We start from the raw sequence: 25,308 nt of genomic DNA on the forward strand, positions 1-25,308 counted from the left end.
TGACTCCAGAGGGAACCTGTCGATTCGGGATGACTTATCCAGCGAGTGCGCGGGTGACGACCTCGTGCGTGTCCTTGCTGAGATCGGGCTTGGCCGCCACGCGCATGATGGCTTCGCGCGCGGCGCTGCGGTAAGGCTCGGCCAGCTTGCTCCAGCGGTCGAGCGCGCGCGCCAGGCGCGCGGCGACTTGCGGGTTGATGGCATCGAGTTCGATTACGCGATCGCTCCAGAACACGTAGCCTGCCGCATCGGGGCGGTGCAGCGCACCCGGGTTGGCGTTGCAGTAGCTGAAGATCACGCTGCGCGCGCGATTCGGGTTCTTGAGCGAGAAGTCGGGGTGCTTCATCAGCTGCTTGACCAACGGCAGGATGTCCCCGCCGCGGTCGGGCGCGCCGGCCTGCAGCGAGAACCACTTGTCGATGACCAGCGCCTCGTCCTTGAAGATCGCGTGGAAGCGCGCCAGGGCCTGCGCCGCCAGGGCGTGGCCCGAGGACACCAGTGCCTGGAGCGCGTTGAAGCGGTCGGTCATGTTGCCGGCATCCTTGAAGCGCTGCAGCGTCCTGCCGGGCCAGACCGTGTCGCCCTTCGCGCGCGCTGCCAGGCAGAGGTAGGAAAGGGCGAGGCCGCTCAGCGCTCGGCGGCCGGAGGAGCGCGGGTCGGGGCTGTACGGGCCGGTGTCGCGGTGCTCCTCGTACGCCTGCTCCCAATCGGCGAAGAGGCCGGCGGCGAGCTGGGCGCGCATGGCCTCGCGCACGAGGTGCACGCGCTGCGGATCGACCATCTCCAACTGCTCGGCGATGTAGGTTTCCGAGGGCAGCGTGAGCACCAGCTCCTTGAAGGCGGCGTCGAGCCCGGGGTCGCGGAGCACGCGGCGCATGGCTTCGAGGCAAGCTTCGTCGAGCGGCGCTTCGATGGCACCGGCGACCGGCGCGTGAATTGCCTTGATCGCGGCGCGCAACGCCAGCCGTTGAGCGGCCTCCCAGCGATTGAAAGGATCGGCGTCGTGCGCCATGAGCGCGAGCAGTTGGGCATCGCTGTACTCGTAATCCAGGATCACTGGCGCGCTGAAGCCACGCAGGATCGACGGCACCGGCTCGGCATCGACGTGGATGAAAGTGAACTGCTCGTCCGCGCGCGTCAGCACCAGGGTGCGCGTGCCCGCGCCCGGGGCTTCCTCGCCGGCCAGCTGCAGCGGCAGCTCGCGCCCGTCCGGGCCGAGCAGGCCGAGGTTGACCGGGATCACGAAGGGTTCCTTGAAGGGCTGGCCCGGCGTGGGTGGGCAGCTCTGAACGAAGCTCAGCGTGTAGGTGCGTTCGGCGGCGTCGTACACGCCGTGCGCGGCCAGCCGCGGCGTGCCGGCCTGGCTGTACCAGCGCTTGAATTGCGGCAAGAGACGCGCCAGCTCCGAATCGGGGTTCGCATCGGCGATGGCCTGCGCGAAGTGGTCGCAGGTCACGGCCTGGCCGTCATGGCGCTCGAAGTACAGCGTCATGCCGCGTGCGAATCCCTGCCGGCCCACCAGCGTCTGCATCATGCGCACCACCTCGGCACCCTTCTCGTAGATGGTGACGGTGTAGAAGTTGCTGATCTCGATGTAGCTGTCCGGCCGAACGGGGTGCGCCATCGGGCCGGCGTCCTCGGGGAACTGGGCGGTGCGCAGGACGCGCACGTCCTCGATGCGCTTGACGGCGCGCGCGGAGGCATCGGCGCACAGGTCCTGGCTGAACTCCTGATCGCGAAAGACCGTGAGGCCTTCCTTGAGTGAAAGCTGGAACCAGTCCCGGCAGGTCACGCGGTCGCCGGTCCAGTTGTGGAAGTACTCGTGGCCGACCACGCTCTCGATGTTGCTGTAGTCGGCGTCGGTGGCAGTGGCCTGGTTGGCCAGGACGTACTTCGTATTGAAGATGTTCAGGCCCTTGTTCTCCATGGCGCCCATGTTGAAGTCGCTGGTGGCGACGATCATGAAGCGGTCCAGGTCCAGCGGCAGTCCGAAACGGGCCTCGTCCCACATCACGGAGTTGACCAGCGAGTTCATCGCGTGCTCGGTCTTGTCGAGGTCGCCGGCGCGCACGTAGACCTGCAGCAGGTGCTCCTTGCCATTGCGGGCCCTGATGCGCTGCTCGCGCGCCACGAGCTTGCCGGCCACCAGCGCAAAAAGGTAGCTGGGCTTGCGGAACGGGTCGACCCACTTGGCGAAATGGCGGCCCTCCGGGAGTTCACCCTCCTCGACCAGGTTGCCGTTCGACAACAGCACCGGGTAGGCAGCCTTGGCGGCGCGGATCGTCACCGTGTAGCTCGCCATCACGTCGGGCCGGTCGAGGAAGTACGTGATGCGGCGAAAGCCCTCGGCCTCGCACTGGGTGAAGAAGGTGTTCTCGCTCACGAACAGGCCCATGAGCTTGGTGTTCTTCGAGGGCGCGCAGGTGGTGAAGAGCTCGAGCTGGAAGGCCTCGGGCAGGTTGTCGATCACCAGCTGGTCGGCCTCGATGCGGAAGGAGGCACCCTGGCCGTCGACCAGCACGCGCGCGAGGTTCAGCTCGTCGCCGTCCAGGCGCAGTGGCTCGGGCGCGACGTCCGGGTTGCGGCGCAGGCGCATGCGGTTGAGCACGCGGGTCTTGGCCGGGTCGAGGTCGAAGGTCAGGTCGACGGTGTCGATCCAGTAAGCAGGAGCGCGGTAGTCCTCGCGGCGGATCGCGACAGGTTCGGCTTGGGCATCACGCATGAGCATCGACATCAGGTGTCTCCATGGATTTTTTCAGACGCCTTGCTTGAGCGAGGCTTCGATGAAGGCATCGAGGTCGCCATCGAGTACCTTCTGGGTGGCAGAGATCTCGACGTTGGTGCGCAGGTCCTTGATGCGGCTGTTGTCCAGCACGTAGCTGCGGATCTGGTGGCCCCAGCCGACGTCTGTCTTGCTGTCTTCCAGCTTCTGCTGTTCTTCCTGGCGCTTGCGCATCTCGTGGTCGTACAGCCGCGAGCGCAGGCGCTTCCAGGCGACGTCGCGGTTGCTGTGCTGGCTGCGGCCGTCCTGACACTGCACCACGATGCCGGTGGGAATGTGCGTGAGGCGCACCGCCGAGTCGGTCTTGTTGATGTGCTGGCCGCCTGCGCCGCTCGCGCGGTAGGTGTCCACCCGCACGTCCGCGGGGTTGATCTCGATCTCGATCGAGTCATCGATCTCCGGGTAGACGAAGATGCTGGCGAAGCTGGTGTGGCGGCCGCCCGAAGAGTCGAAGGGCGATTTGCGCACCAGGCGGTGCACGCCGGTCTCGGTGCGCAGCAGGCCGAAGGCGTACTCGCCCTCGACCTTGATGGTGGCGCCCTTGATGCCTGCGGTGTCGCCAGGAGTCTCGTCCTCGATCTGGGTCTTGAAGCCCTTGCGCTCGGCGTATTTCAGGTACTGCCGCAGCAGCATGCTGGCCCAGTCGCAGGCCTCGGTGCCGCCGGCGCCGGCCTGGATGTCGACGAAGGCGTTCAGCGGGTCGGCCGGGTTGTTGAACATCCGGCGGAACTCGAGTTGCTTGATGTCTTCCTCGAGCTTGGCGGCATCGTCCGCGATGGCCTGCAGGCCATCCATGTCGCCTTCTTCCTTCGACATCTCGTAGAGCTCGGTGTTGTCCGACAGCCCGCTGGTGAGCCGGTCGAGCGTGACGACCACGTCGTCGAGCGCCTTCTTTTCCCTGCCCAGCTCCTGGGCTTTCTTCGGGTCGTTCCAGACGGTCGGGTCTTCGAGGGATGCGTTGACCGTCCTCAGACGTTCGGCTTTGGCATCGTAGTCAAAGATACCTCCGTAGATCGACCGTCCTGGTGCTCAGGTCTGCGAGGGTTGCGCCGATTTGGTTGATTTGCTCTGCATCCATGGGGAATCCTGACGGTGTTCGGGGTAAACCGGGCATTTTCTCACGGCCGTCAAGGCCCTTCATTTGCCATGAATGCCTCGATGAGTGCCGCGACTCGCGCCGGCTGGTCGTGGTGCAGCATGTGGCCCGCTTCCTCCACCCGTTCAAGGCGAACGTTGCGCACGGATTTCAGGCGCTCCTGGAAGTCGGCCAGGGTGTAGCGGCCCTTCCACCAGTGGCCCAGGCTGTCGTCGGAAGCCACCACGGCCAACACCGGGGCCTGGATGGCAGCGTAGAGCGCCAGTGCTTCGTCGACACGGAACAGATTGGCGTTGATGATCTTGTGCGCCGGGTCGCCCAGGATCTCCCAGCGCTCGCCATCCTCGGCCTGGGAGCGCGCCACGGACCAGTGCGCGGCAAGCCAGCCGGCCTTGTCCTGCGAGAGGCGCGGGTTGGTCTTCATCAGCCGCCGCGCCACTCCGTCGACGCTGGTGTAGCTGGCCAGCGCCATCTCTCCGCGGTGCAGCCGCTTGAGCTGGTCGATCCACTTGCCGTAGCGGCCGGGCGCCTCGGCTGGCTCCAGGGGCGGCATTCCGAAGCCCTCGAGATTGACCAGGCGGCGCAGCCGCTGCGGCCGAACCCCGCCGTACTGCATCGCGATGTTGCCGCCCATGCTGTGACCGACCAGGTCGACAGGCGTGTCGCCAGCGTAGTGGTCGAGCAACCAGTCGAGATCGGCGAGGTAGTCGGGCATCCAGTAGTTGTCGACGGCGCCGCCCTCGGTCAAGCCGAAGCCGCGCCAGTCGGGGGCGATCACATGGCGCTCTTCCGCCAGCGCGTCGACCACGAACTGCCAGGATGCGGCCACATCCATCCAGCCGTGCAGCAGCACCAGGGGAGGGCGCGCCGGAGAAGGCGTGCCCCAGGTGCGGACGTGGTAGCGAAGATTGCGGATGGGAACGAACTCGCTGCGGGAAGGGTGGAGGACTTTGTACATGGCCGATCGATGATACGGACCGGGCCTGGGAGCCGCAGTCCAGCAGCGGACAGCGGCCTCGGGCGGCAGCCGGTAGCATTCATCGCATGCAAAAAATCCAACTCGGGCGGAGCGATCTGCACGTCACGCCTATCTGCCTCGGGACCATGACCTTCGGCGAGCAAGTGGACGAGTCCACCGCCCACGCCATTCTCGCCCGCTCGCTCGAACGCGGCATCGACTTCATCGACACGGCCGAGATGTATGCCGTGCCCGCCCGTGCGGAGACCTTCGGCGCGACCGAGGCCATCATTGGACGCTGGTTCGCGAACAATCCCGGCATGCGCGACAGGATCGTGCTCGCCACCAAGGTGGCCGGTCCTTCGCGCGGCATGCCGTGGGTGCGTGAAGGCAGCGGCATGACTGCGGCCGACATCGTGGCCTCCTGCGAAGGCAGCCTCCGCCGCCTGAAGACGGACGTGATCGACCTTTACCAGATCCACTGGCCCGAGCGTCATGTGCCCGCCTTCGGCAACATGTACTACGACCCGGCGCGCGAGGCGTCGAGCACCTCCATCCTCGAGCAGCTCGAGGCGCTGGCCGGCCTGGTAAAGGCGGGCAAGGTGCGTGCCATCGGCCTGTCGAACGAGACACCCTATGGCGTGCACGAGTTCGTGCGCGTGGCCGAGCAGCATGGCCTGCCGCGGGTGGCCACGGTGCAGAACGTCTACAACCTCCTGAGCCGCGGGGTCGAGAACGGACTGGATGAAACGATGCATCGGCTCGGCGTCTCGCTGCTGGCCTACTCGCCACTCGGCTTCGGCCTGCTGACCGGCAAGTACGACGAGAGCGGCATCACCGGGCCCGGTGCGCCGCAGGGCGCGCGCATCGCGCGCTACGAATCGGTCCGCAAGCAGCGCTGGGGCCGTCCCGAGTCCCTGGAGGCTGCCCGCCGCTACAACGCCCTCGCGCGCGAGATCGGCATGACGGCGACCCAGTTCGCGCTGGCCTTCTGCTACGGCAAGTGGCAGGTGGCGAGCACCATCATCGGCGTGACTTCACTGGCGCAGCTCGAGGAGAACCTCGACGCCTGGGACAAGCGGCTGCCGCCTGAGGTACTGGCGGAGGTAGACAAGCTGCGCTGGGAGATGCGGGACCCCGCGATCTGAGCACGCGCCGCGCTTGCGCGTGAGCGCCCGACTGGCTGTTGCGGGGGACAGCCGCAGCCCAGCCGAAGGCGAAGGCGAAGGTAATCCAATGAGCAGGAAATCCCACGTGAGCGAAACCCCCGCCACCCAGCTGCTGCGGGCGAACGGCGTCGTTTTCACCGAGCATCCCTACGAGTACCTGGAGCACGGTGGCGCCCAGCACAGCGCCGAGGTGCTGGGCCTGGATCCGTTCACCGTGGTCAAGACGCTGGTCATGGAGGACCAGGACGCCAAGCCATTGATCGTCCTCATGCACGGCAACCGAACGGTCTCGACCAAGAACCTGGCGCGGCAGATCGGCGCCAAGTCGGTGATGCCCTGCAAGCCCGAGGTCGCCAACCGGCACAGCGGCTACCTGGTGGGCGGCACCTCGCCCTTCGCGACGCGGCGCGCCATGCCGGTCTACATCGAGTCGACCATCCTCGAGCTGCCGAGGATCGTCATCAACGGCGGGCGGCGCGGCTACCTGGTGGGTGTCGACCCGCAGGTCTGCGTGAAGCTGCTCGGCGCGACGTCGGTGCAGTGCGCGCTGGCAGAATAGCCGGCCGATCCGCACGGCACATCGCCCGCCCGGACCGTCTGGAGACACCGTGAGTTCCTATCTGCCTTCGTTGATCGCGATCGTCCTGTCCTACCTGCTGGGCTCGCTGTCCTTTGCCGTCATCGTCAGCAAGGCGCTCGGCATGGCCGACCCCCGCAGCTACGGCAGCAAGAACCCCGGCGCGACCAATGTGCTGCGCTCCGGGAACAAGGGGGCGGCGCTCGCGACGCTGCTGCTGGATGCGGTCAAGGGCTGGCTGCCTGTTTTCCTGATCCATCGCCTGGGCGAGCCTTACGGCATGGGGCCGGACACCGCGGCCCTGGCGGGACTGGCGGCCTTTCTCGGGCACCTGTACCCGGTGTTCTTCGGCTTTCAGGGCGGCAAGGGCGTGGCCACGGCGGCCGGAGCGCTGCTGGGCATCGAGTGGCTGCTGGGGCTTGCCACCGGCACCACCTGGCTGATCATCGCCGTCTTTTTCCGCTATTCCTCGCTGGCCTCGATCGTGGCGGCGTTCTTCGCGCCAGCCTACTACCTGATCGGCGGCGGCGTTGCGTGGCCGCTCTCGCGCGAGGTGCTGCTCGCGCTGATCGCGATCAGCCTGCTGCTGATCTGGCGGCACCGGGAAAACATTCGCCGGCTCGCGGCCGGCAAGGAGTCCCGGCTGGGCTCCAAGGCCAGGACACAGGAGTGATTTCAAGCATGGCAAGCATTCAGCGCTTTCACGTCGGACCCCGACTGTCCGAGACGGCCGTCCACAACGGCACCATCTACCTCGCGGGCCAGGTGCCCGACGACACCGCGCAGGACATCCGCGGCCAGACCGCGCAGGTGCTGGCGATGGTGGACCGCCTTCTGGCGGAGGCCGGCAGCGACAAGTCGCGCATTCTCATGACGCAGATCTTCCTGGCCGACATCGGCGACATCGCGGCGATGAACGAGGTGTGGGATGCGTGGATTCCCGCCGGAAACACGCCCCCGCGCGCCACCGTGCAGGCGGCAATGGCCAATGCGGCCTACAAGATCGAGATCGTCGTCACCGCCGCCGCGGCGTAGCTCGGGAGCTCAGAACCGCTTTTCGAGGACCATCTGGTCCGCGTCGCGCCGCATCGAGAAGCGGCTGATGAAGCTGTTGCCCAGCAGCACGTAGGGCATGGGCTGCTGCGACACGATCGCCTCGACGTCGTAGACCTCGACGTCGCCGACCCGCACGGAATTCAGGCGCACGAGGTAGCCCTGCGCGGTGCCGTTCGCGGTGTTCATGCGAACCGGCCGCCCCTTGCTGAAATCGAGCCCGATGCGCTGCGCGTCGGCCGACGAGAGAGCAACGGTCGTGGCGCCGGTGTCGAGCATGAAGTTGACGCTGCGCCCGTTGATCGCGCCCTGCGTCATGAAATGCCCGCCGCTCGACGCCGGCAGCACGATCCGCGTGCCCCCGCCGCCCGCGCCGCTACCGCCGATGCTGACTGGCTGGTCCATGCGCAGCGCCACGCGCTTGCCGCCGGCTTCCACCGTGGCCTGCTCGGGTGTCATCGACAGCAGCTTCACGCCCTGGAAGGTCTCGCCCACGGCCACCGTTTTGGGCGCGCTCCCGTCGACGACCAGGATGGCGCGGCTGCCGATGGTGCCGGTCAGCATCACGGATTGGGCGTGCACGAACCCGCATGCCGCCGCCAGCAGCATCGGGAGGAGTAGCGCCTTCATCGGGCGCTCAGTCGCGGAAGTTGTTGAAGGACAGCGGCATATCGGGCACGTCCTTCTTGATCAGCGCCATCGCCGCCTGCAGGTCGTCGCGCTTGGCGCCGGTCACCCGCACCGCGTCGCCCTGGATCGCGGCCTGCACCTTGAGCTTGCTGTCCTTGATCAGGCGCTGGATCTTCTTGGCCGTTTCGCTCTCGATGCCGTTCTTGACCTTGATCACCTGCTTGACCTTGTCGCCGCCGATTTTCTGAACATCGCCCTTGTCGAGAAAGCGCACATCCACGCTGCGCTTGGTGAGCTTGTTGCGCAGGATGTCTTCGACCTGCACGAGCTGGAATTCGGCATCGCCGACAAGCGTGATTTCCTTGTCCTTGAGCTCGACCGAGGCCGCGGTTCCCTTGAAGTCGAATCGCGTGGCGATCTCCTTGGCCGTGTTCTCCACGGCATTCTTGACCTCGGGCAGATTGGGTTCGCAGACGGTATCGAAAGACGGCATGGACTCTCCTCTGAATCACACGGTGTGAATGCGACAATTCTCCCATGATCGTGGAGAACAACGTACCACTGCAGCAGCACAACAGCTTCGGTATCGTCGCGCGTGCCCAGCACCTGGTGCGCATCGCGAGCGACGCCGACGTGGGCGCGCTGCTCGCCGACGAGGCCTGGCGTGGCGCGCCCAAGTTCGTGCTCGGCGGCGGCAGCAACATCGTGCTGACCGGCGACGTCAAGCCGCTGGTGCTGAAAGTCGAGATCAAGGGTCGCCGGCTGGTCGAAGAGACGCCGCGCGCCTGGATCGTCGAGGCCGGCGCCGGCGAGATCTGGCACGACACGGTGCGCTGGATGCTCGAGCAGGACGTGCCCGGCCTGGAGAACATGGCGTTGATTCCGGGCACCATCGGCGGGGCGCCAGTGCAGAACATCGGCGCCTATGGGGTGGAACTGCAGGACCGCTTCGAGTCGCTGGACGCCATCGACCTCGAGACCGGCCGGGCCTTCACCCTCGATGCGGCCCAATGCGCCTTCGGCTATCGCGACTCGGTGTTCAAGCACGCGGCGAGCGGCACCAACGACTTCGGGCTGGCTGGTCGGGCGCTGATCACGCGGGTGCGCTTCCGACTGCCGCGGCCCTGGAAGCCCGTGCTGGGCTACCTCGACCTGGAACGCAAGATGGCCGAGACCGGCAATTCCACGCCCAGCGCGACGGAGATCTTCGACTGGATCTGCGCCATCCGCAGCGCCAAGCTGCCCGACTGGCGGGTGCTCGGCAATGCCGGCAGCTTCTTCAAGAATCCGACCGTCACTCCGGAGCAATGCGCCGACATCATCGCGCGCGACCCGAAGATCGTGCACTACCCGATGGCCGACGGCAGCATCAAGCTGGCCGCCGGCTGGCTGATCGACGCCTGCGGCTGGAAAGGCAAGAGCGTTGGCAACGCTGGCGTCTACGAGAGGCAGGCGCTGGTGCTGGTCAACCGCGGCGGCGCCGCGCACCCGGCGACCGGCGGCGAGGTCATGACCTTGGCCAAGGCGATCCAGACCAGTGTCTACGAGCGATTCGGCATCCGGCTGGAGCCAGAGCCGGTGGTCGTGTAAGGGAAACGAAGGGTTCAGCGGCCCGGCAAGCCAGCTTCAGTCCGTGTCGTTCTTCAACTGCGGGAGCGAAGCACCCTGGCCCGCGGAGAGCAGGCCCACCTGCGTGTAGATGCCCAGCTTCTCGCGCGTGTCCACGATATCGAGGTTGCGCATGGTGAGCTGGCCGATGCGGTCGGCCGGCGAAAAGCTCGACTCGCCCTTTTCCATGGTGAGGCGCTCGGGCTTGTAGGTGAGGTTCGGCGATTCGGTGTTCAGGATCGAGTAGTCGTTGCCGCGGCGCAGCTCGATGGTGACCTCGCCGGTGACCGCGCGCGCCACCCAGCGCTGGGCCGTCTCGCGCAGCATGATGGCCTGCGGATCGAACCAGCGTCCCTGGTAGAGCAGGCGGCCCAGGCGGCGGCCGTGGTCGCGGTACTGCTCGATGGTGTCCTCGTTGTGGATGCCGGTGACGAGGCGTTCGTAGGCAATGAAGAGCAAAGCCAGTCCCGGGGCCTCGTAGATGCCGCGGCTCTTCGCCTCGATGATGCGGTTCTCGATCTGGTCGCTCATGCCGAGGCCGTGCCGGCCGCCCACGCGGTTGGCTTCCAGCAGCAACTCGACCAGGCTGTGGTATTCCACACCGTTGATCGCGACCGGGCGGCCTTCGACGAAGCGCACGGTGATTTCCTCGCGCTTCACCTCCACCTCGTCCTTCCAGAAGGCGACGCCCATGATCGGCTGCACGATCTTCATGCCGCTGTTCAGGTGCTCCAGGTCCTTGGCCTCGTGCGTGGCGCCGAGCATGTTGGAGTCGGTGGAGTAGGCCTTCTCGGCCGACATCTTGTAGGCGAAGCCGGCCTTCTGCATGAAGGCCGACATTTCCGCGCGGCCGCCCAGCTCGTCGATGAAGGCCTGGTCCAGCCAGGGCTTGTAGATCTTCAACCCCGGGTTGGTGAGCAGGCCGTAGCGGTAGAACCGCTCGATGTCATTGCCCTTGTAGGTGCTGCCGTCGCCCCAGATGTTGACGTCGTCCTCCTTCATGGCCGCGACCAGCATGGTGCCGGTGACGGCGCGGCCCAGCGGCGTGGTGTTGAAGTAGGTGAGCCCGGCGGTGGTCACGTGAAACGCGCCGGCCTGCAGTGCGGCGAGCCCTTCGGCGGCGAGCTGGGTGCGGCAATCGACGAGCCGGGCCTTCTCGGCGCCGTAGAGCATCGCCTTGCGCGGAATCTCGTCGTAGTCGGGCTCGTCGGGCTGGCCCAGGTTGGCCGTGTAGGCGTAGGGGATGGCGCCCTTGTTGCGCATCCAGTGCAGCGCAGCGCTGGTGTCCAGGCCGCCGGAGAAGGCGATGCCGACCTTCTGGCCGGCGGGAATGTTCTGAAGAATGGTGGACATGGTTCGAATCCCGGGTTCAGCCGAAATGGCAGATGTAGCTGTACGGCTCGCCGCTCACTCGGATCTGGAAGCTGGAATTGCCGGGCACGCTGAACTTTTCGCCGGCGCCCGAGGCCACCCACTCGCTGCTGCCGGACAGCAGGTACTCGCAGCGCCCGGCCGTGCCTTCCATCGTCTCGGGTGCGCCGGTGCTGAAGGTGAGGGTGGAGGGCAGGATCACGCCCACCGACTTCTTGCTGCCATCGGCCAGCGTGAGGCTGTGGCTCACGCATTTGCCGTCGAAATACACATTGGCCTGGGTTGCGACCGTGGCGTTGCGGAGAGATTCGGTGGTTGTCGTCATTGGAAGGGAGGACCTAGCGCTGCGGAGAGGAAAGCCCGTGATTTTAGGCTTTGCGCACAGGCCCTCCGCGCCTGCGCTCAGCGCCAGCGGCCGTGGTATCCGCGCCAGCCGCCACCCCATCCGCGCGAATAGCCGAGGTTGAGCGAGATGCCCACTGGCGGATAGACATAGGGTGCCGGGTAGTAGGACGGTGCGACATAGACGGGTGCCGGGTAGTAGACCGGGGCCGGCGCATAGAGCGGTGCTGGCTGACCATAGACCGGTGCGCCGCCGCCCGAGATGACCACCCCTGGCTCGGGTGTCACGCGGTTCCAGTCGGGTTGGTCGCCTTCGTTGCTGTCGATGGGACGCTGGGCGAGCTGCGGCTGCGGTGCCACCGGCGAGGGGGTTGCGACGCCATAGTCGCCGACCTCGATCGGGATGCTGGAGCCAGGGCGGGTGTCGGTGACCGTGGTGTAGTGCCGGCCGCCGTACTCGTAGGTCACGTTGTAGCGCGTGTTGCCGGTCGTTTCGTGGGAAGGGGTGGCCGATATCACCCGGGCCCAGACCTGCTCGGCCTGGGCAAGGCCCGCGGCGCCGGCAAGGGCAGCCAGGAGCGAAAGGGCGATGGTGTTGCGGATGGCTTTTTGCGTGCGCATGTCAAAAACTCCTGAGGTGGGCGCAAAGCCCGTCTGAACCCGGTTCGACGCGATCCGCCAGCCCGGGTTCAACCGTTTACATGGCGCGGCTTTTCCATTCGGCGGCGTCGAATCCCGTCGTAACGCCGGCTCGCTGGCCCCAGTTGACCACTGGACGCTTGACCAGGCTGGGATTGGCCAGCAAGGCGGCACGGGCGGAGGCGGTATCGACCACCGAGGCGCGCGTCGCCTCGTCCAGCCGGCGCCACGTGGTGCCGCGGCGGTTGACCAGGGCTTCCCAGCCCGGCGCGCGCAGCCACTCGTCGAGCTCGGCCTCGGGCACGCCCTCCTTCTTGAAATCGTGGAAACGGTAGGCGATGCCATGTTCGTCGAGCCAGGCGCGGGCGCGCTTGACAGTGTCGCAGTTGGTGATGCCATAGAGCGTAGTCATCCTGCGATGATGCCCGTGCGGCGAGTGGGCGACAATTCCGGGCTCCATGAAAAGCCTCGCCGACTGGCTCGCTCACGCCGAGCGCCTGCACCCCAAGAACATCGAGCTCGGGCTCGAGCGCGTTCGCGCTATGGCCGGCAAGCTCGGCCTCGCCTTCGACTGCCCTGTGATCACGGTCGCCGGAACCAACGGCAAGGGTTCGACCTGCGCGATGCTGGAGTCCATCCTCATGCATGCGGGCTACCGCACCGCGGTGTTCACATCGCCCCACCTGGTGCGCTTCGAGGAGCGGTTGCGGCTTTCGGGCGAAGCGGTGGCCGCCGAAGCGCTGGCCGAGCACTTCGAAGCCGTCGAGCGGGCGCGCGGCGAAATGGCGCTGACCTACTTCGAGTTCACCACGCTCGCCATCCTTTTGTGCATCGTGGCGAGCAAGCCCGATGTCGCGATCCTCGAGGTCGGCTTGGGCGGGCGGTTGGACGCGGTCAACGTGATCGATGCGGATTGCGCCATCATCACCAGCATCGATCTCGACCACATGGAGTTCCTCGGCCCCGACCGCGAAAGCATCGGCTTCGAGAAGGCCGGCATCATGCGCGCCGGCCGCCCGGCGATCGTCAGCGATCCAGTCCCGCCGCAAAGCGTCATCGAGCATGCCAACGCCATCGGCGCCGACCTCTGGCGCGTGGGGCGCGACTTCAATGTCTCCGGCGACAAGCAACAGTGGGGATGGAGCGGCCGCGGGCGGCGCTACAGCGGACTGGCCTACCCGGCGCTGCGTGGCGCCAACCAACTCGTCAATGCGGCCGGCGTGCTGGCCGCGCTGGAGTCGCTGCGGCAGCGGCTGCCGGTGACCGCGCAGGCGCTGCGCACCGGACTGGCCTCCGTCGAGCTTCCGGGGCGCTTCCAGATCGTGCCGGGCGAGCCCGCGCTGGTGCTCGACGTGGCGCACAACCCGCACGCAGTGGCAGCGTTGGCCGAGAACCTCGATGCCATGGGCTTCTATCCGACCACGCACGGCGTGTTCGGTGTGATGGCGGACAAGGACCTGGCGGCGATGTTCGAGCGCATCGGACCGCTGATCGACCGCTGGTACTTCACCGACCTGCCGACCGCGCGCGCCGCCAAGGCCGCCGACCTGCTGGCGCGATGGCAGGCGCAGAACACACGCGGCGATGCCTCGGCCACCATGCACCCCGCCCCGATGGAGGCGCTGCAAGCGGCCATCGATCGCGCGGACCCCGCTGATAGAATCGTCGTCTTCGGATCGTTCTTCACTGTGGGTGGTGTGCTCGAGCACGGAACACCTCGTCTGCGGGCCCGGCACTTGTCGCCGGACTCCTGATTGGCCTGATTTCCGGCGCCTCTTCTACTCACGCTGCACTCCATCAGGGAATCGAATTTCATGGCGTTCTTCCAGTTCCGCACCCGCGGTCCGCAGGCCAACGAAGGGCGAAACACGGGCCTCGCGGCGCTCCCTGCCGAGAGCGTCGAGGCGATGCGCCGGCGTGCGCGGCACCGGCTCGTGGGCGCAGCGGTGCTGGTGCTGGTCGGCGTCGTTGGCTTCCCGCTCCTGTTCGACACCCAGCCGCGGCCTGTGTCGGTCGACATCCCGATCGAGATCCCTGATCGCAACAAGACCAAGCCCCTGCCCCTGCCTGCGGCGCCCGCGCCTTCACCGTCCACGGCCGCGCCCCCCGCGAACCCGCCCGTGACTGCAAAGCCCTCGGGCGGCGAGATGATCACCGAGATGTCGGACGGCACGGAAGTCCCGGCGCCCAGGCCCGCACCCTCCGCGCCGCCGCTCGAGACCAAGTCGCCGCGGGTGGCGGAAGCCAGGCCCGAAACCAAGACTGAATCCAAGCCGGAATCCAAGCCGGAACCCAAGCCGGAACCCAAGCCAAAGCCCGAGTCCAAGGTCGATGCCAGGGCGGAAGCGAAGTCCGATGCCAGGGTCGCGGAGGATGCTGCCCGGGCGCGTGCCCTGCTCGATGGCAAATCCACTGCCTCCGCGGCTGCCAAGCCCACCGCCGCGGCGGACGACAACGGCCGTTTCGTGGTCCAGGTCGGCGCCTTCGCCGATGCCGACAAGGCGCGCGAGGTCCGGCATACGCTGGAGAAGGCGGGGCTCAAGACCTACACCAGTGTCACGAAGACGGCCGGGGGCGAGCGCACGCGTGTGCGCATCGGCCCCTTCGGTACGCGCGCCGAGGCGGACAAGGCGGCAGGCAAGGCCAAGGGCTTGTCTTTGTCGGCTGCCGTCCTCAGCTTGTAGGCGGACGTGGCTGCCCTGGACTGGATCGCCATCGCGCTGCTGGCGGTGTCGATGGTTTTCGGTCTGGTGCGTGGATTGGTGTACGAGGTGATCCTGCTGGCAGCCTGGGTGGCCGCCTTCTTCTGCGCGCAGTGGTTCGCGGCCGACGTGGGCGCCTGGCTGCCCTTCGGTGATCCGGCGGGCAACTGGCGCTATGCGGCTGGTTTCGCGCTGGTCTTCGTGGGGGTGGTTTTCGGCGTGGGGCTGGTGGCCGCCCTCATGCGCAAGCTGATCACTGCCGTGGGGCTTGGGCCCGTGGATCGCCTGTTGGGCGCTGTCTTCGGCCTGGCGCGCGGCGGGGTCGCGTTGCTGGCCACTGCGGTCGTGGTTCATTTGCTCGCGCTGAGCGACGCGGCCTGGTGGCAGGAGTCGCGCAGCGCCACTGTTCTGGATGCGGCATTGCAGGGCCTGAAACCCGCGCTGCCTGAAAAATTGGCAAGCTACCTGCCCTGAGTCGAGAAGGATCGCTTCATATGTGTGGAATCGTCGGCGTTGTCAGCAACGCACCCGTCAACCAGCTGCTCTATGACGCGCTCCTGCTGCTGCAGCACCGCGGCCAGGACGCGGCCGGCATCGTCACGCTGCTGGAGCGCAAGTTCTTCATGCACAAGGCCAAGGGCATGGTGCGCGACGTGTTCCGTACGCGCAACATGCGGGCCCTGCCGGGCAGCGTGGGCCTGGGGCAGGTGCGCTACCCGACCGCCGGCAACGCATTCAGCGAAGAAGAGGCCCAGCCCTTCTATGTGAACGCGCCCTTCGGGATCGTGCTGGTGCACAACGGCAATCTCACCAATGCGCACGCACTGCGTGCCGAGCTGTTTTCCACCGACCACCGCCACACCAACACCGACAGCGACTCCGAGGTGCTGCTCAACGTACTCGCGCACGAGATCGACCGCTCCACCCGCGGCGGCATGCTCAACTCCGAGACTCTGTTCGCCGCTGTGCGCAACGTGCACCGGCGTGTGCGCGGCTCCTATGCCGTGGTGTCGCTGATCGCCGGCCATGGCCTGCTTGCCTTTCGCGACCCGTACGGAATCCGGCCGCTGGCCATCGGACGTGGCGCCGACGGCACTTATATGGTTGCCAGCGAGACGGTGGCGCTCGAGGGCTCGGGCCATGTCTTCGAGCGCTACGTGGCGCCGGGCGAGGCGGTGTTCATCGACCTTCAGGGCCAACTGCATGTGCAGCAGTGCGCCGAGTCGCCGAGCCTCAATCCCTGCATGTTCGAGTTCGTGTATCTTGCGCGTCCCGATTCGGTGCTGGACGGCATCTCGGTCTACCAGGCGCGGCTCAACCTCGGCGAGACGCTGGCCCAGCGCGTGATCTCCACCGTGCCGCCGAACGAGATCGACGTGATCATCCCCATTCCCGAATCGAGCCGCCCGAGCGCGACACAGCTGGCCCATCTTCTGGGCATTCCTTACCGCGAAGGCTTCGTGAAGAACCGCTACGTCGGGCGCACCTTCATCATGCCGGGTCAGGGCGTGCGCAAGAGGTCGGTGCGCCAGAAGCTCAATGTCATCGGCAGCGAGTTCAAGGGGCGCAACGTGCTGCTCGTCGACGATTCGATCGTGCGCGGCACGACCAGCCGCGAGATCGTGCAGATGGCGCGCGAAGCCGGCGCGCGCAAGGTCTATCTGGCGAGCGCGGCGCCGCCGGTGCGCTACCCGAACGTCTACGGCATCGACATGCCGACCAAGGACGAGCTGGTCGCCCACGATCGCACGGTCGAGGAAATCCGCGAGCTGATCGGGTGCGATGCGCTGATCTACCAGGACGTCGAGGGCATGAAGCGCGCCGTTCTCAAGGCGTCGCCGGGCCGCGGGCCGAAGCTCGACGGCTTCGATGCATCATGCTTCGACGGCGTCTACGTGACGGGCGACATCGACACCGAGGCCATCATCCGCATGAACGGCAACCGTCCCCGTATCGAAGAGAACGACGAGGACTCGTCGCGTCTCGCGCTCCCCAACCTGAGCTGAAGAGAACCATCGTGACCGACCGATCCCTTCCCCCCGGGCTGCACCGCGACACACTCGCCGTGCGTGCCGCGCTCGAGCGAAGCCAGTACGGCGAGAACTCGGAGGCGCTGTTTCTCACCAGCAGCTTCGTGCAGCCCGACGCCGAAACCTCGGCGCGGCGCTTCGCGGGCACCGAGGAAGGCTTCACCTACACCCGCACCTCGAACCCCACGGTGGCCAGCTTCGAGCGGCGGCTTGCCGCGCTCGAGGGCACCGAGGCGGCAATCGGCGCTGCCAGCGGCATGGGCGCGATCCTCATGATGTGCATGGGGCTGCTCAAGGCCGGCGACCATGTGGTGTGCTCGCGCTCGGTGTTCGGCTCCACGCTCAACCTGATCGGGCGCGACTTCGGGAAATTCGGCGTGGAGACTACCTTCGTCTCGCAGACCGACGTGGCCGAATGGAAGTCGGCGATTCGGCCCAACACGAAGCTCCTGTTTGCCGAGACGCCGACCAATCCGCTGACCGATGTGTGCGACATCCGTGCGCTGGCCGACCTGGCGCACGGCGCGGGCGCGCTGTTGGCGGTCGACAACTGCTTCTGCTCGCCGGCCCTGCAGCGGCCTGTCGAGTTCGGCGCCGACCTCGTCATCCACTCGGGTACCAAGTACCTCGAAGGCCAGGGCCGCGTACTGGCGGGCGCCATCTGCGGCTCGCAGAAGCTCATCGACGTGTTCGCGACCGTGGTGCGCACTGCCGGCATGGCGCTGTCGCCCTTCAATGCCTGGGTCGTCCTCAAGGGGCTCGAGACCCTGGGCATCCGCATGCAGGCCCATTGCGCTGGCGGCCTTGCATTGGCGAAGTGGTTGGAGACGCAGCCTGCGGTAAAGCGCGTGTACTACCCCGGCCTGGCTTCGCATCCGCAGCACGCACTCGCTATGCGCCAGCAGTCGGGGCAGGGCGGGGCGGTGGTCTCCTTCGATGTGCAGGGCGATACGCCCGAGGCAGCGCGCGCCAACGCCTTCCATGTGATCGACAGCACGCGCGTGCTGTCGATCACCGCCAACCTCGGCGACACCAAGACCACTATTACCCACCCGGCCACCACCTCGCACGGCCGACTCAGCGAAGAACAGCGCCAGGCCGCCGGCATCGGCCAGGGCCTGGTTCGAGTCGCGGTCGGCCTCGACCATATCGACGATATCCAGGCCGACCTCTTGCGCGGCCTGGACACGCTACGCACCTGAACCTGACTCCATGACTGTTCGCACCCGCATCGCGCCGTCCCCCACGGGCTTCCTCCACCTCGGCACGGCTCGCACCGCGCTCTACTCGTGGGCCTATGCGCGCCACCACGGCGGCCAGTTCGTGCTGCGCATCGAGGACACCGACGTCGCCCGCTCCACGCAGGAGTCGGTCGAGCAGATCCTCGCCTCCATGCACTGGCTGGGGCTGGACTATGACGAGGGTCCGGTCTACCAGATGCAGCGGCTCGACAGATACCGCGAAGTCGTCGAGCAGATGCTGGCCGCCGGCACGGCCTACCGCTGCTACTGCACGCCCGCCGAGCTCGACGCCATGAAGGAGGCGCAGCGCGCGCGCGGCGAGAAGGCGCTCTACGACGGCCGCTGGCGCCCTGCGCAGGGCAAGGTACTGCCGCCTGTTCCGGAAGGCGTGCCGCCGGTGATCCGCTTCTGCAATCCGCCAGATGGCGACGTGAGCTGGGACGACCTCGTCAAGGGCCCGATCACCATCAACAACCGGGAAATCGACGACCTCATCATCGTGCGCGCCGACGGTGTGCCGACGTACAACTTCGCGGTGGTGGTGGACGACTGGGACATGGGCATCTCGCATGTGTTCCGCGGCGACGAGCACATCAACAACACGCCCTGGCAAATCAACATCTTCCGCGCGCTCGGCGCGCCGTTGCCGCAGTTCGGCCATGTGCCCGTGATCCTCGGCGAGGACGGGCAAAAGCTCTCGAAGCGCCGCGGTGCCGTCAGCGTCACGGCCTACGAGGAGGGCGGCTACCTGCCCGAGGCGATGCTCAACTACCTCGCACGGCTGGGCTGGAGTCATGGCGACGAAGAGCTGTTCACGCGCGAGCAGATGGTGGCGTGGTTCGACGGCACGCATCTGTCGAAGAGCCCCGCGCAGTGGGATGCAGCCAAGCTCGCATGGGTGAACGCGCAGTACATCAAGGCCAAGCCTGATGCGGAGCTTGCGCTGCTCGTTGCCGCGCAATTGCACAAGCGCGGCATCGAGTCCGACGACAGGCTTGCGGCGATCTGCGCGCTGTTCAAAGACCGCTGCGACACGACGGTGACCTTGGCCAATTGGGCGGCCGCCTTCTACGCGGACGTGCAGCCCAGCGACGCCGATCGTGCGCAGCATCTGACCGATGCCGTTCGCCCCGCGATTGCCGCGCTGGCCGACAAGCTCGCCACCGTGGCGTGGGACAAGGCATCGATCACCGCGGCGATCAAGGAAGTGCTGGCTGCGCAGGGCCTCAAGATGCCAGCGCTGGCCATGCCCGTGCGCGTGCTCGTGATGGGCACGGCGCAGACGCCGTCGCTCGATGCCGTGCTCGCACTCTTCTCTCGTGAAGAAATTTTGAAGCGGCTACAGAGGCATGAAATTTCGACGCTATAATTCGAGGCTCGACGCCCACAGGGGGTATAGCTCAGCTGGGAGAGCGCTTGCATGGCATGCAAGAGGTCAGCGGTTCGATCCCGCTTACCTCCACCATCTGGAAGTCGAGACAACCAAGCGTTGATCGCAACGCGGTTCTTAGGTTTACGACCCTATCGTCTAGAGGCCTAGGACACCACCCTTTCACGGTGGCTACCGGGGTTCGAATCCCCGTAGGGTCGCCAGTTTTCACGCAAGTGAAGAAGGCACAAGTCGGCAGCACTTGGCTCTATCCGAGCGAACGCAGCCTACCAGGAGTGGTAGTTCAGTTGGTTAGAATACCGGCCTGTCACGCCGGGGGTCGCGGGTTCGAGTCCCGTCCACTCCGCCAAACACAAGCCCCTGTAGCAGCCCCTGCCACAGGGGCTTTTTGTTTGGGTTCCTGCCCGCCGGTAGAACGCGGACCGCGGCTGCCCATGGTTTTGCCCATGTTCTAGTTCTTGCGCAGGTACCGCCGGCCGCGCAAGCGCCGACCGACGCCGTGGGCAATCCCACGGCATCAATAATCCACGCTTGAGATTCAAGCCATAAAACCGTCCGTGGAAACGGGGCAAGTCAGGCACAGTTGGGGTGGCTGGGATGGCGACCGGTCCCTGAAGGGGACCTCTCACAGGTCACGGTCAGCTGGAACGGAGCATAGACGCGTCGCGAGGCTGGAATTGTTGGAATGATTCAGGGCGTCCGCTGTAGGCCGAGGCCATGTGGAAACGGCCTTTGACTTGTGAGTATCCTGAACGCGCGGTGCACTTTCGTCGCGTCATGACGACGGGTTTGGAGATCCCTCGTCTCAAGATCGTGGCCAACGGATCACGCCGGCGCCGCGAGCTTCGGCGCAGCTTGGGCGTGTGCGACGAAGAAAGACAGGTCCTGCTCGTTCTATCCTCACGGCCACGGATCCTTTGCGGTCTGGGCGCGATCGGCTACCTTCTTGGGCTCCTTGCGAGGCGCGATGGGCGTCAATGGCTCGGGACGTCTCCATCCGGCTGCATGGTTGGAGCCTTCTTGGACCGGCACGCTCGCACCTCAACAAATTCTTGATCGTGGAGGGAACGGCCTGTGGACGTGGTCGATTCCGATCGGATGGAGCAGCAGCTTGCCAGCCAGCTTCGCTGGCTTGTGAACGCCGATTCGCCCCTCGCTTCAGCCTTTCTCGCTTACGCGGTCGGGATCTCGCCATCTATGCGCCACGGCAAGCTTGGATCCTCGCCGACCAATATCAGCGCAGCGCGGTACGCAGCCCCCGCTGCGGCACGGATTTCATCGACCAGCAGGCGCAGGCGCTGCGCGCGATCCTTTGGCGAGAGGTAGGCCGGCTCGTGCATGAGGCGCTGCGTCACCTTCAGCAGCATGGCCGAGGACGTCAGGCAAAAGTGTATCGCTGAGCGCTCCCGTGACGCGTTATTGGCTTCCTCGACCCTGCGGATTGCCGTCTCCTTCGCCGGCGCTGGCAATTCACCAAGATTAGTGGGGCCAGACCATGGGGCGAACTCATGGTCGCCGTAGCGCCCATCGAGTATCAGTTCGATCGCGTGAAGAGCCCGTTCGATCTCGAGCATCTCGGATGTTTTCATTTGGAACTTCCATACCCGCGACTGTCGTAGCGGCCACGTGCCGCACAAATGCGCTCAGTCGGCCCGGGTCAATGAGATCGATTGTCGGCAGTCCAATCTGCGCCGAACAGTGTCAGTTCGTGCGAACTTGACCGGGCCACGATGCAGCGTCAGGACTACGAATCAGTTTGTGGAAAGTTGAGTCACCAATTCGCCGACAGTACGCAGTGCCGAAGCGAAGCGTGGGTCCGCGCCATCGCCAAAGTTGATGCGTACGCAATGCGTGAAGCACCGGTCGGTCGAGAAGATCTGTCCCGGTGCCAGGGTGATGTTGCATGCGAGCGCGAGCCGATGCAGCGCCAGCGCGTCAACGCTTCTCGGCAGCTGAAGCCACAGGAAATAGCCGCCTTCCGGGCTGGAGGCGCGCGTCGCTCGCGAGAAGCACTCGCGGACGGCGTCCATCGCGGCAGCCTTGTAGCCGGCCAGCGTCGCCCGCGGCAAGGGGCTCGGGAAGGCAGAGCCCAGCGGCACGCGAGTTGGGCATTCCGGACGAGCGGATCAAGTCGATGACGAGGAGGGCGCCGATCGGAGAATGGAGTTTTTGCTTCAGTGCCGTCCGTCTGCCAACGCATCACAACTCGCCACACACTGCGTCGCGAGTGCGCCGACGGTCTTCAATGCGGGCACAAAGCGCGGGTCGCCGCCATGGCCGTAATTCAGCCGCACGCAGTTCTTGAAGCGCCTGGCGGCAGAAAACAGCGGCCCCGGCGACAGGCTGATACCGCGTTCTCTCGCGAGCGCGTGCAGTTCGATCGTGTCAACGGCGATGGGCAGTTCGAGCCATAAGAAATAGCCGCCATCCGGCACCGTCATGCGCGTGCCGGCGGGGAAGTGCGTCTGCACGGCCTCAATGGCCACGGCCAGGTAGCCGGCTAGCGCCTTGCGCATGCGCCGCAGGTGCCGGTCGTAGCCGCCCTGGTCGAGGTAGGCCGCGATGGCGGCCTCCGCAGGGATGGCCGGCGAGAGCGTGTACATAAGACGCATCTGCTCGATCTTCGCTGCAAAGCGTCCGCCCGCCACCCAGCCGACGCGGTAGCCGGGCGCCAGACACTTGGAGAAGGAACCGCAATTCATTACCAGGCCTTCGGTGTCGAAGGCCTTGGCCGGCAGTGGCTTCTTCGCGCCGAAATAGAGTTCAGCATAGACGTCGTCCTCGATCAGCGGAATCGCATGCTTCGCGAGCAGGGCGACCAGCGCTTTCTTGCGATCCTCGGGCATCGAACTGCCCAGAGGATTCTGGAAGCTGGTCATGAGCCAGCAAGCCGCGACGCGCTGGCGTTCGAGTGCCGCGGCCAGCGCGTCGATGTCGATGCCCTGGGACGGCGAGGTCGCAACCTCAAGCGAGCGCAGATGCAGGCGCTCGAGCGCCTGCAGCGCCGCGTAGAAGGTGGGCGACTCCACCACGACGACGTCCCCGGGCTGCGTGACTGCCTGCAGGCTCAAGTTCATTCCTTCCAAACCGCCATTGGTCAGCACCAGCTCCGTGGCCTCGACGGCGATGCCGTCCATCGCGTACCGCAGCCCAATGTGGCGGCGCAGCGCCTCGTTGCCGTGCGCCAGGTCCTCGATCAGGCGCCAAGGATCGAAGTCGCGCATCTCGGTCCAGAGGTGCCGCGCGAGTCGCGTGAGCGGGCACAGCGATGGACTCAGGAAGGCCGAGCCGAGCGGAGCGAATTCGCGGCGCGCCATGGGACCCAGCAGCTCGAAGACGAGCTGGCCGATGTCCACGCTCCTGGCTCTTCCATCGGACCTCGAATCCGCCGGCGCCTGCAGCTTGGCGGGGGCGAGGCCTGGCTTCACGTAATACCCGGAGCGGGGGCGCGCCTCGATCAGGCCGCGCGCTTCCAGCAGGTAGTAAGCCTCGAAGACAGTGCTGCGGCTGAGGCCGCGCGCGGCGCTCGTGGCCCGCACGGAGGGCAGGCGGTCGCCGGGCCGCAGCATGCCGGTGCGGATCAGTTCGGCAATTTCGTTCGCACAGCGTTCGTATAGCTTCATGGCTCCGCCTGAAGCGGAGTCACCCAACCAGGCTGCTCCATGTGCAGAAGGCGCCGGACGATTTTGGCACGCAAGCCCTTCAAGGCGGGCACTGTTTCGATGAGAAGCTGCCGGCGCTCAGCGTGGACTGCCCTGCGGGGAGTTGCCGTATACGACTGGGAATGGTTGCTGTCGCCCATGCGGATGCTGCAGTCGCGTCGCGAGGAACTCGATCAAGTCGAACAGCTGCAACCCCGATGGGTCGACGTGCCCGCCCTGGTACACGGCCAGCTGTTTCTCCGGGCTCGCCAGCGCTTCGTAGATCTCCACCTGTCCTTCGGGCGTGAAGAACTCGTCGTCCTGCTTCTGCTGGAACAGTACCGGAATCGACACGCGGCGGGCGTCGTCCACCAGACGCCGGCTGTTGATCCGGCTGGTGCCCCACATGCCCAGCACCGCGGCCCGGATGCGGGGCTCGGCCGCCACGAAGGGAAGCCCGTACGCCGTGCCCATCGAAATCCCGTACCAGCCGATCGCAGCGGGATCGACCTCGGGCATGCGGCACAGTTCGTCCAACGTAGCGCGCCAGTCGGCGACCATGGGTTCCACGGAGCCCCCCTCGGCCCAGAGCGCCCGGAATTCACTGCGGACCTGTTCGCCATCGGCCGGGCTGGCCCGGCGTTCCCCGTGCACCGGTCCGTCGATTGCGGCGACCACGAAGCCGTGCAGGCGCACCAGCGGCAACGCCGCATCGAGCACCAGCTGCGAAGTCTTGTGGCCGCTGCCACCATGGCCCATCAGGACCAGCGGCCGGCGGCCGGCGTGCTGCGTGGGCGTCCAAACCACGGCGGGGACCCGCCGGTCGGCGACATCGATCCAGCGCCGCTGTTCGACGGCTTCGGAATGAGGGGCAGTTGCTTGAGAGGCTGTCATGCTCCGATTGTTGAGCCCCAGCGATGGGATTCGACATGTTCTGACCCCATGTGCGCATAAGCGCGCAGACATGGCGAAAGCCGAATGAAGCTCTGATACTTCGGCCCCACCCGATGCGCCCGGCGCAGCCCACTCCCGCCGGCCGCCGAGCCCCTTTTTTGCCCGAGTCCGGAAGACAAACCCATGCAAACCAAGAAGACCGTCACGGCCCTTGCCCTCGCGTTCGCGAGCACGCTCGCCGCCGCCAACTGGCCGTCGCAGCCGATCCGCCTGATCGTTCCCTACGCGCCCGGCGGCGGCAACGACAGCATCAGCCGCCTGGTGGCCAAGCAGCTGGAGGAAAAGCTCAAGGTCAGCGTGGTGGTGGACAACAAGGGCGGCGCCAACGGCACGATCGGCATGAACCTGCTGAAGCAGGCCAAGCCCGACGGCTACACCCTCGGCACCGTGCCGTCCGGCCCCTTCGACGTGAATCCCACGCTGATGGGAAGCGTTCCCTACGATCCGGCCAAGGACTTCACGTATATCGGCCCGATGGTGAAGTTCCCGCTGTTCCTCGCGGTCTCTTCCTCTGCAGGCGTGAAGACCCTGCCGGAGCTGATCGCCAAGGCCAAGGCGCAACCCGGCCACGTCACCTACAGCTCGGCCGGCATCGGCAACAGCACGCACCTGGCCGGCGCTCTGCTCGCTCATGCCACCGGCACCCAGATGACGCACGTCGCCTATCGGGGCACGGGCCCGGCTGCCGTGGCGGTGCTTTCGGGCGAGGTCACCTTCACCTTCGGTTCCGGTCCCTCGATCCTCGAATACGTCAACAGCGGCAAGGTCATCGGTCTCGGCGTGTCCGAGCTGACACGGCTGGAAACGGAGGCCAAGACCCCAACCATCGCGGAGCAGGGCGTTCAAGGCTTCGAGGCCTCGTCCTGGGCCGGTATCGTCGCGCCGGCGGGCCTGCCGCCGGCCATCGCCGACAAGCTGACCAAGGCCTTGCGCGAAGTGATGGAGAACCCGGCTTTCCGCAAGCAGGTCACCGCCCGCGGCATGGTGCCGCTCTCCGGCAACGGCCAGGACTTCGAGGCGATGGTGAAGAAGGACGCCCAGAAGTGGGGCAAGCTGATCACCTCCGCCAACATCAAGGCGGAGTAGCCGCCGCTTCCGCTCCCTGCGCGCGCCCTTGAGCCGCGC

At 66.4% G+C, this 25,308-nt stretch carries 25 protein-coding genes and 3 tRNA genes; 15 read left to right on the plus strand and 13 right to left on the minus strand.

Annotation, left to right across the window (positions count from 1 at the left end; translation table 11 throughout):
* Positions 1 to 34: 34 nt before the first annotated feature.
* The 3 genes from pepN to G3W89_RS09510 all read right to left on the minus strand — a co-directional run bounded on the left by pepN (position 35) and on the right by G3W89_RS09510 (position 4,836).
* Positions 35 to 2,728, minus strand: a complete 2,694-nt coding sequence (pepN, locus tag G3W89_RS09500) for an aminopeptidase N (protein ID WP_162577406.1) — start codon at positions 2,726 to 2,728, stop codon at positions 35 to 37.
* A gap of 27 nt (positions 2,729 to 2,755) precedes the next feature.
* Positions 2,756 to 3,860, minus strand: a protein-coding gene (gene prfB / locus G3W89_RS09505; RefSeq protein ID WP_162573848.1) for a peptide chain release factor 2 whose coding sequence is annotated in 2 segments (ribosomal slippage) — positions 2,756 to 3,778 and positions 3,780 to 3,860 — 1,104 coding nt in all. Because the reading frame shifts where the segments join, the coding sequence is not laid out codon by codon here.
* A gap of 49 nt (positions 3,861 to 3,909) precedes the next feature.
* Positions 3,910 to 4,836, minus strand: coding sequence for an alpha/beta fold hydrolase (locus G3W89_RS09510; RefSeq protein ID WP_162573849.1), 927 nt, complete (start codon positions 4,834 to 4,836; stop codon positions 3,910 to 3,912).
* 86 nt (positions 4,837 to 4,922) lie between these two features.
* On the opposite strand from G3W89_RS09510, the gene G3W89_RS09515 reads away from it, so the two are divergent.
* The 4 genes from G3W89_RS09515 to G3W89_RS09530 all read left to right on the plus strand — a co-directional run bounded on the left by G3W89_RS09515 (position 4,923) and on the right by G3W89_RS09530 (position 7,617).
* Positions 4,923 to 5,984: an aldo/keto reductase gene (locus G3W89_RS09515; protein WP_162573850.1), complete on the plus strand. Its 1,062-nt coding sequence runs from the start codon at positions 4,923 to 4,925 to the stop codon at positions 5,982 to 5,984.
* An 88-nt stretch (positions 5,985 to 6,072) separates the two neighbouring features.
* Complete coding sequence (locus G3W89_RS09520) at positions 6,073 to 6,564, plus strand: aminoacyl-tRNA deacylase (RefSeq protein WP_162573851.1); 492 nt, start codon at positions 6,073 to 6,075, stop codon at positions 6,562 to 6,564.
* A 49-nt stretch (positions 6,565 to 6,613) separates the two neighbouring features.
* Complete coding sequence (plsY, locus tag G3W89_RS09525) at positions 6,614 to 7,255, plus strand: glycerol-3-phosphate 1-O-acyltransferase PlsY (RefSeq protein WP_162573852.1); 642 nt, start codon at positions 6,614 to 6,616, stop codon at positions 7,253 to 7,255.
* Between the two features lie 8 nt (positions 7,256 to 7,263).
* Positions 7,264 to 7,617 carry a RidA family protein gene (locus G3W89_RS09530; protein ID WP_162573853.1) on the plus strand — a complete coding sequence of 118 codons (354 nt, stop codon included), beginning with the start codon at positions 7,264 to 7,266 and terminating at the stop codon, positions 7,615 to 7,617.
* A gap of 9 nt (positions 7,618 to 7,626) precedes the next feature.
* Here G3W89_RS09530 and G3W89_RS09535 read toward each other — a convergent pair whose 3' ends face one another.
* The gene (locus tag G3W89_RS09535) at positions 7,627 to 8,265 is read right to left on the minus strand and encodes a retropepsin-like aspartic protease family protein (protein ID WP_162573854.1); all 639 of its coding nucleotides are present in this window, start codon (positions 8,263 to 8,265) and stop codon (positions 7,627 to 7,629) included.
* A gap of 7 nt (positions 8,266 to 8,272) precedes the next feature.
* Entirely contained in the window at positions 8,273 to 8,758 is a 486-nt protein-coding gene (locus G3W89_RS09540) for a YajQ family cyclic di-GMP-binding protein (RefSeq protein WP_162573855.1), read from the minus strand.
* Positions 8,759 to 8,802: 44 nt separating this feature from the next.
* Between G3W89_RS09540 and murB the strand changes: the two genes are divergently transcribed.
* A complete protein-coding gene (gene murB, locus G3W89_RS09545; protein WP_162573856.1) occupies positions 8,803 to 9,855 on the plus strand; it encodes a UDP-N-acetylmuramate dehydrogenase in 1,053 nt (350 codons plus the stop codon).
* Positions 9,856 to 9,891: 36 nt separating this feature from the next.
* Here the strand turns inward: murB and argG are convergent, their stop codons facing one another.
* The 4 genes from argG to G3W89_RS09565 form a co-directional block, all read right to left on the minus strand.
* A complete protein-coding gene (gene argG / locus G3W89_RS09550; RefSeq protein WP_162573857.1) occupies positions 9,892 to 11,226 on the minus strand; it encodes an argininosuccinate synthase in 1,335 nt (444 codons plus the stop codon).
* A gap of 16 nt (positions 11,227 to 11,242) precedes the next feature.
* The gene (gene ppnP / locus G3W89_RS09555; protein ID WP_162573858.1) at positions 11,243 to 11,569 is read right to left on the minus strand and encodes a pyrimidine/purine nucleoside phosphorylase; all 327 of its coding nucleotides are present in this window, start codon (positions 11,567 to 11,569) and stop codon (positions 11,243 to 11,245) included.
* A gap of 77 nt (positions 11,570 to 11,646) precedes the next feature.
* On the minus strand, positions 11,647 to 12,207 hold the full coding sequence (locus G3W89_RS09560; protein WP_162573859.1) for a hypothetical protein: 561 nt from the start codon (positions 12,205 to 12,207) through the stop codon (positions 11,647 to 11,649).
* 76 nt (positions 12,208 to 12,283) lie between these two features.
* The gene (locus tag G3W89_RS09565; protein WP_162573860.1) at positions 12,284 to 12,637 is read right to left on the minus strand and encodes an ArsC family reductase; all 354 of its coding nucleotides are present in this window, start codon (positions 12,635 to 12,637) and stop codon (positions 12,284 to 12,286) included.
* Between the two features lie 46 nt (positions 12,638 to 12,683).
* Between G3W89_RS09565 and folC the strand changes: the two genes are divergently transcribed.
* The 9 genes from folC (at position 12,684) to G3W89_RS09610 (ending at position 19,937) form a co-directional block, all read left to right on the plus strand.
* Complete coding sequence (gene folC / locus G3W89_RS09570; RefSeq protein WP_443083162.1) at positions 12,684 to 13,979, plus strand: bifunctional tetrahydrofolate synthase/dihydrofolate synthase; 1,296 nt, start codon at positions 12,684 to 12,686, stop codon at positions 13,977 to 13,979.
* A gap of 60 nt (positions 13,980 to 14,039) precedes the next feature.
* Entirely contained in the window at positions 14,040 to 14,909 is an 870-nt protein-coding gene (locus tag G3W89_RS09575) for an SPOR domain-containing protein (protein ID WP_162573861.1), read from the plus strand.
* Positions 14,910 to 14,915: 6 nt separating this feature from the next.
* Positions 14,916 to 15,401 (plus strand): CvpA family protein, encoded by a 486-nt coding sequence (locus G3W89_RS09580; RefSeq protein WP_162573862.1) that lies wholly within the window; start codon positions 14,916 to 14,918, stop codon positions 15,399 to 15,401.
* A 20-nt stretch (positions 15,402 to 15,421) separates the two neighbouring features.
* Complete coding sequence (gene purF / locus G3W89_RS09585; RefSeq protein WP_162573863.1) at positions 15,422 to 16,933, plus strand: amidophosphoribosyltransferase; 1,512 nt, start codon at positions 15,422 to 15,424, stop codon at positions 16,931 to 16,933.
* 11 nt (positions 16,934 to 16,944) lie between these two features.
* Entirely contained in the window at positions 16,945 to 18,159 is a 1,215-nt protein-coding gene (locus tag G3W89_RS09590) for an O-succinylhomoserine sulfhydrylase (RefSeq protein ID WP_162573864.1), read from the plus strand.
* Between the two features lie 10 nt (positions 18,160 to 18,169).
* Entirely contained in the window at positions 18,170 to 19,567 is a 1,398-nt protein-coding gene (gltX, locus tag G3W89_RS09595) for a glutamate--tRNA ligase (protein ID WP_162573865.1), read from the plus strand.
* A 20-nt stretch (positions 19,568 to 19,587) separates the two neighbouring features.
* Positions 19,588 to 19,663: transfer RNA gene (locus G3W89_RS09600), tRNA-Ala, on the plus strand.
* 52 nt (positions 19,664 to 19,715) lie between these two features.
* Positions 19,716 to 19,791 (plus strand) — tRNA-Glu (locus tag G3W89_RS09605).
* A 69-nt stretch (positions 19,792 to 19,860) separates the two neighbouring features.
* Positions 19,861 to 19,937: transfer RNA gene (locus tag G3W89_RS09610), tRNA-Asp, on the plus strand.
* Between the two features lie 823 nt (positions 19,938 to 20,760).
* Here the strand turns inward: G3W89_RS09610 and G3W89_RS09615 are convergent.
* The 4 genes from G3W89_RS09615 to G3W89_RS09630 form a co-directional block, all read right to left on the minus strand.
* A complete protein-coding gene (locus G3W89_RS09615) occupies positions 20,761 to 21,177 on the minus strand; it encodes a hypothetical protein (protein ID WP_162573866.1) in 417 nt (138 codons plus the stop codon).
* Positions 21,178 to 21,339: 162 nt separating this feature from the next.
* Positions 21,340 to 21,618 (minus strand): hypothetical protein, encoded by a 279-nt coding sequence (locus G3W89_RS33485; protein ID WP_162573867.1) that lies wholly within the window; start codon positions 21,616 to 21,618, stop codon positions 21,340 to 21,342.
* 144 nt (positions 21,619 to 21,762) lie between these two features.
* The gene (locus G3W89_RS09625) at positions 21,763 to 23,211 is read right to left on the minus strand and encodes an aminotransferase-like domain-containing protein (protein WP_162573868.1); all 1,449 of its coding nucleotides are present in this window, start codon (positions 23,209 to 23,211) and stop codon (positions 21,763 to 21,765) included.
* A 117-nt stretch (positions 23,212 to 23,328) separates the two neighbouring features.
* Positions 23,329 to 24,123, minus strand: a complete 795-nt coding sequence (locus G3W89_RS09630; protein ID WP_162573869.1) for an alpha/beta hydrolase — start codon at positions 24,121 to 24,123, stop codon at positions 23,329 to 23,331.
* Positions 24,124 to 24,306: 183 nt separating this feature from the next.
* Between G3W89_RS09630 and G3W89_RS09635 the strand changes: the two genes are divergently transcribed.
* Positions 24,307 to 25,269, plus strand: coding sequence for a Bug family tripartite tricarboxylate transporter substrate binding protein (locus G3W89_RS09635; RefSeq protein WP_162573870.1), 963 nt, complete (start codon positions 24,307 to 24,309; stop codon positions 25,267 to 25,269).
* Positions 25,270 to 25,308: the final 39 nt, after the last annotated feature.

It is taken from the genome of Variovorax sp. PBL-H6 (assembly GCF_901827155.1).
Lineage (GTDB): Bacteria > Pseudomonadota > Gammaproteobacteria > Burkholderiales > Burkholderiaceae_C > Variovorax.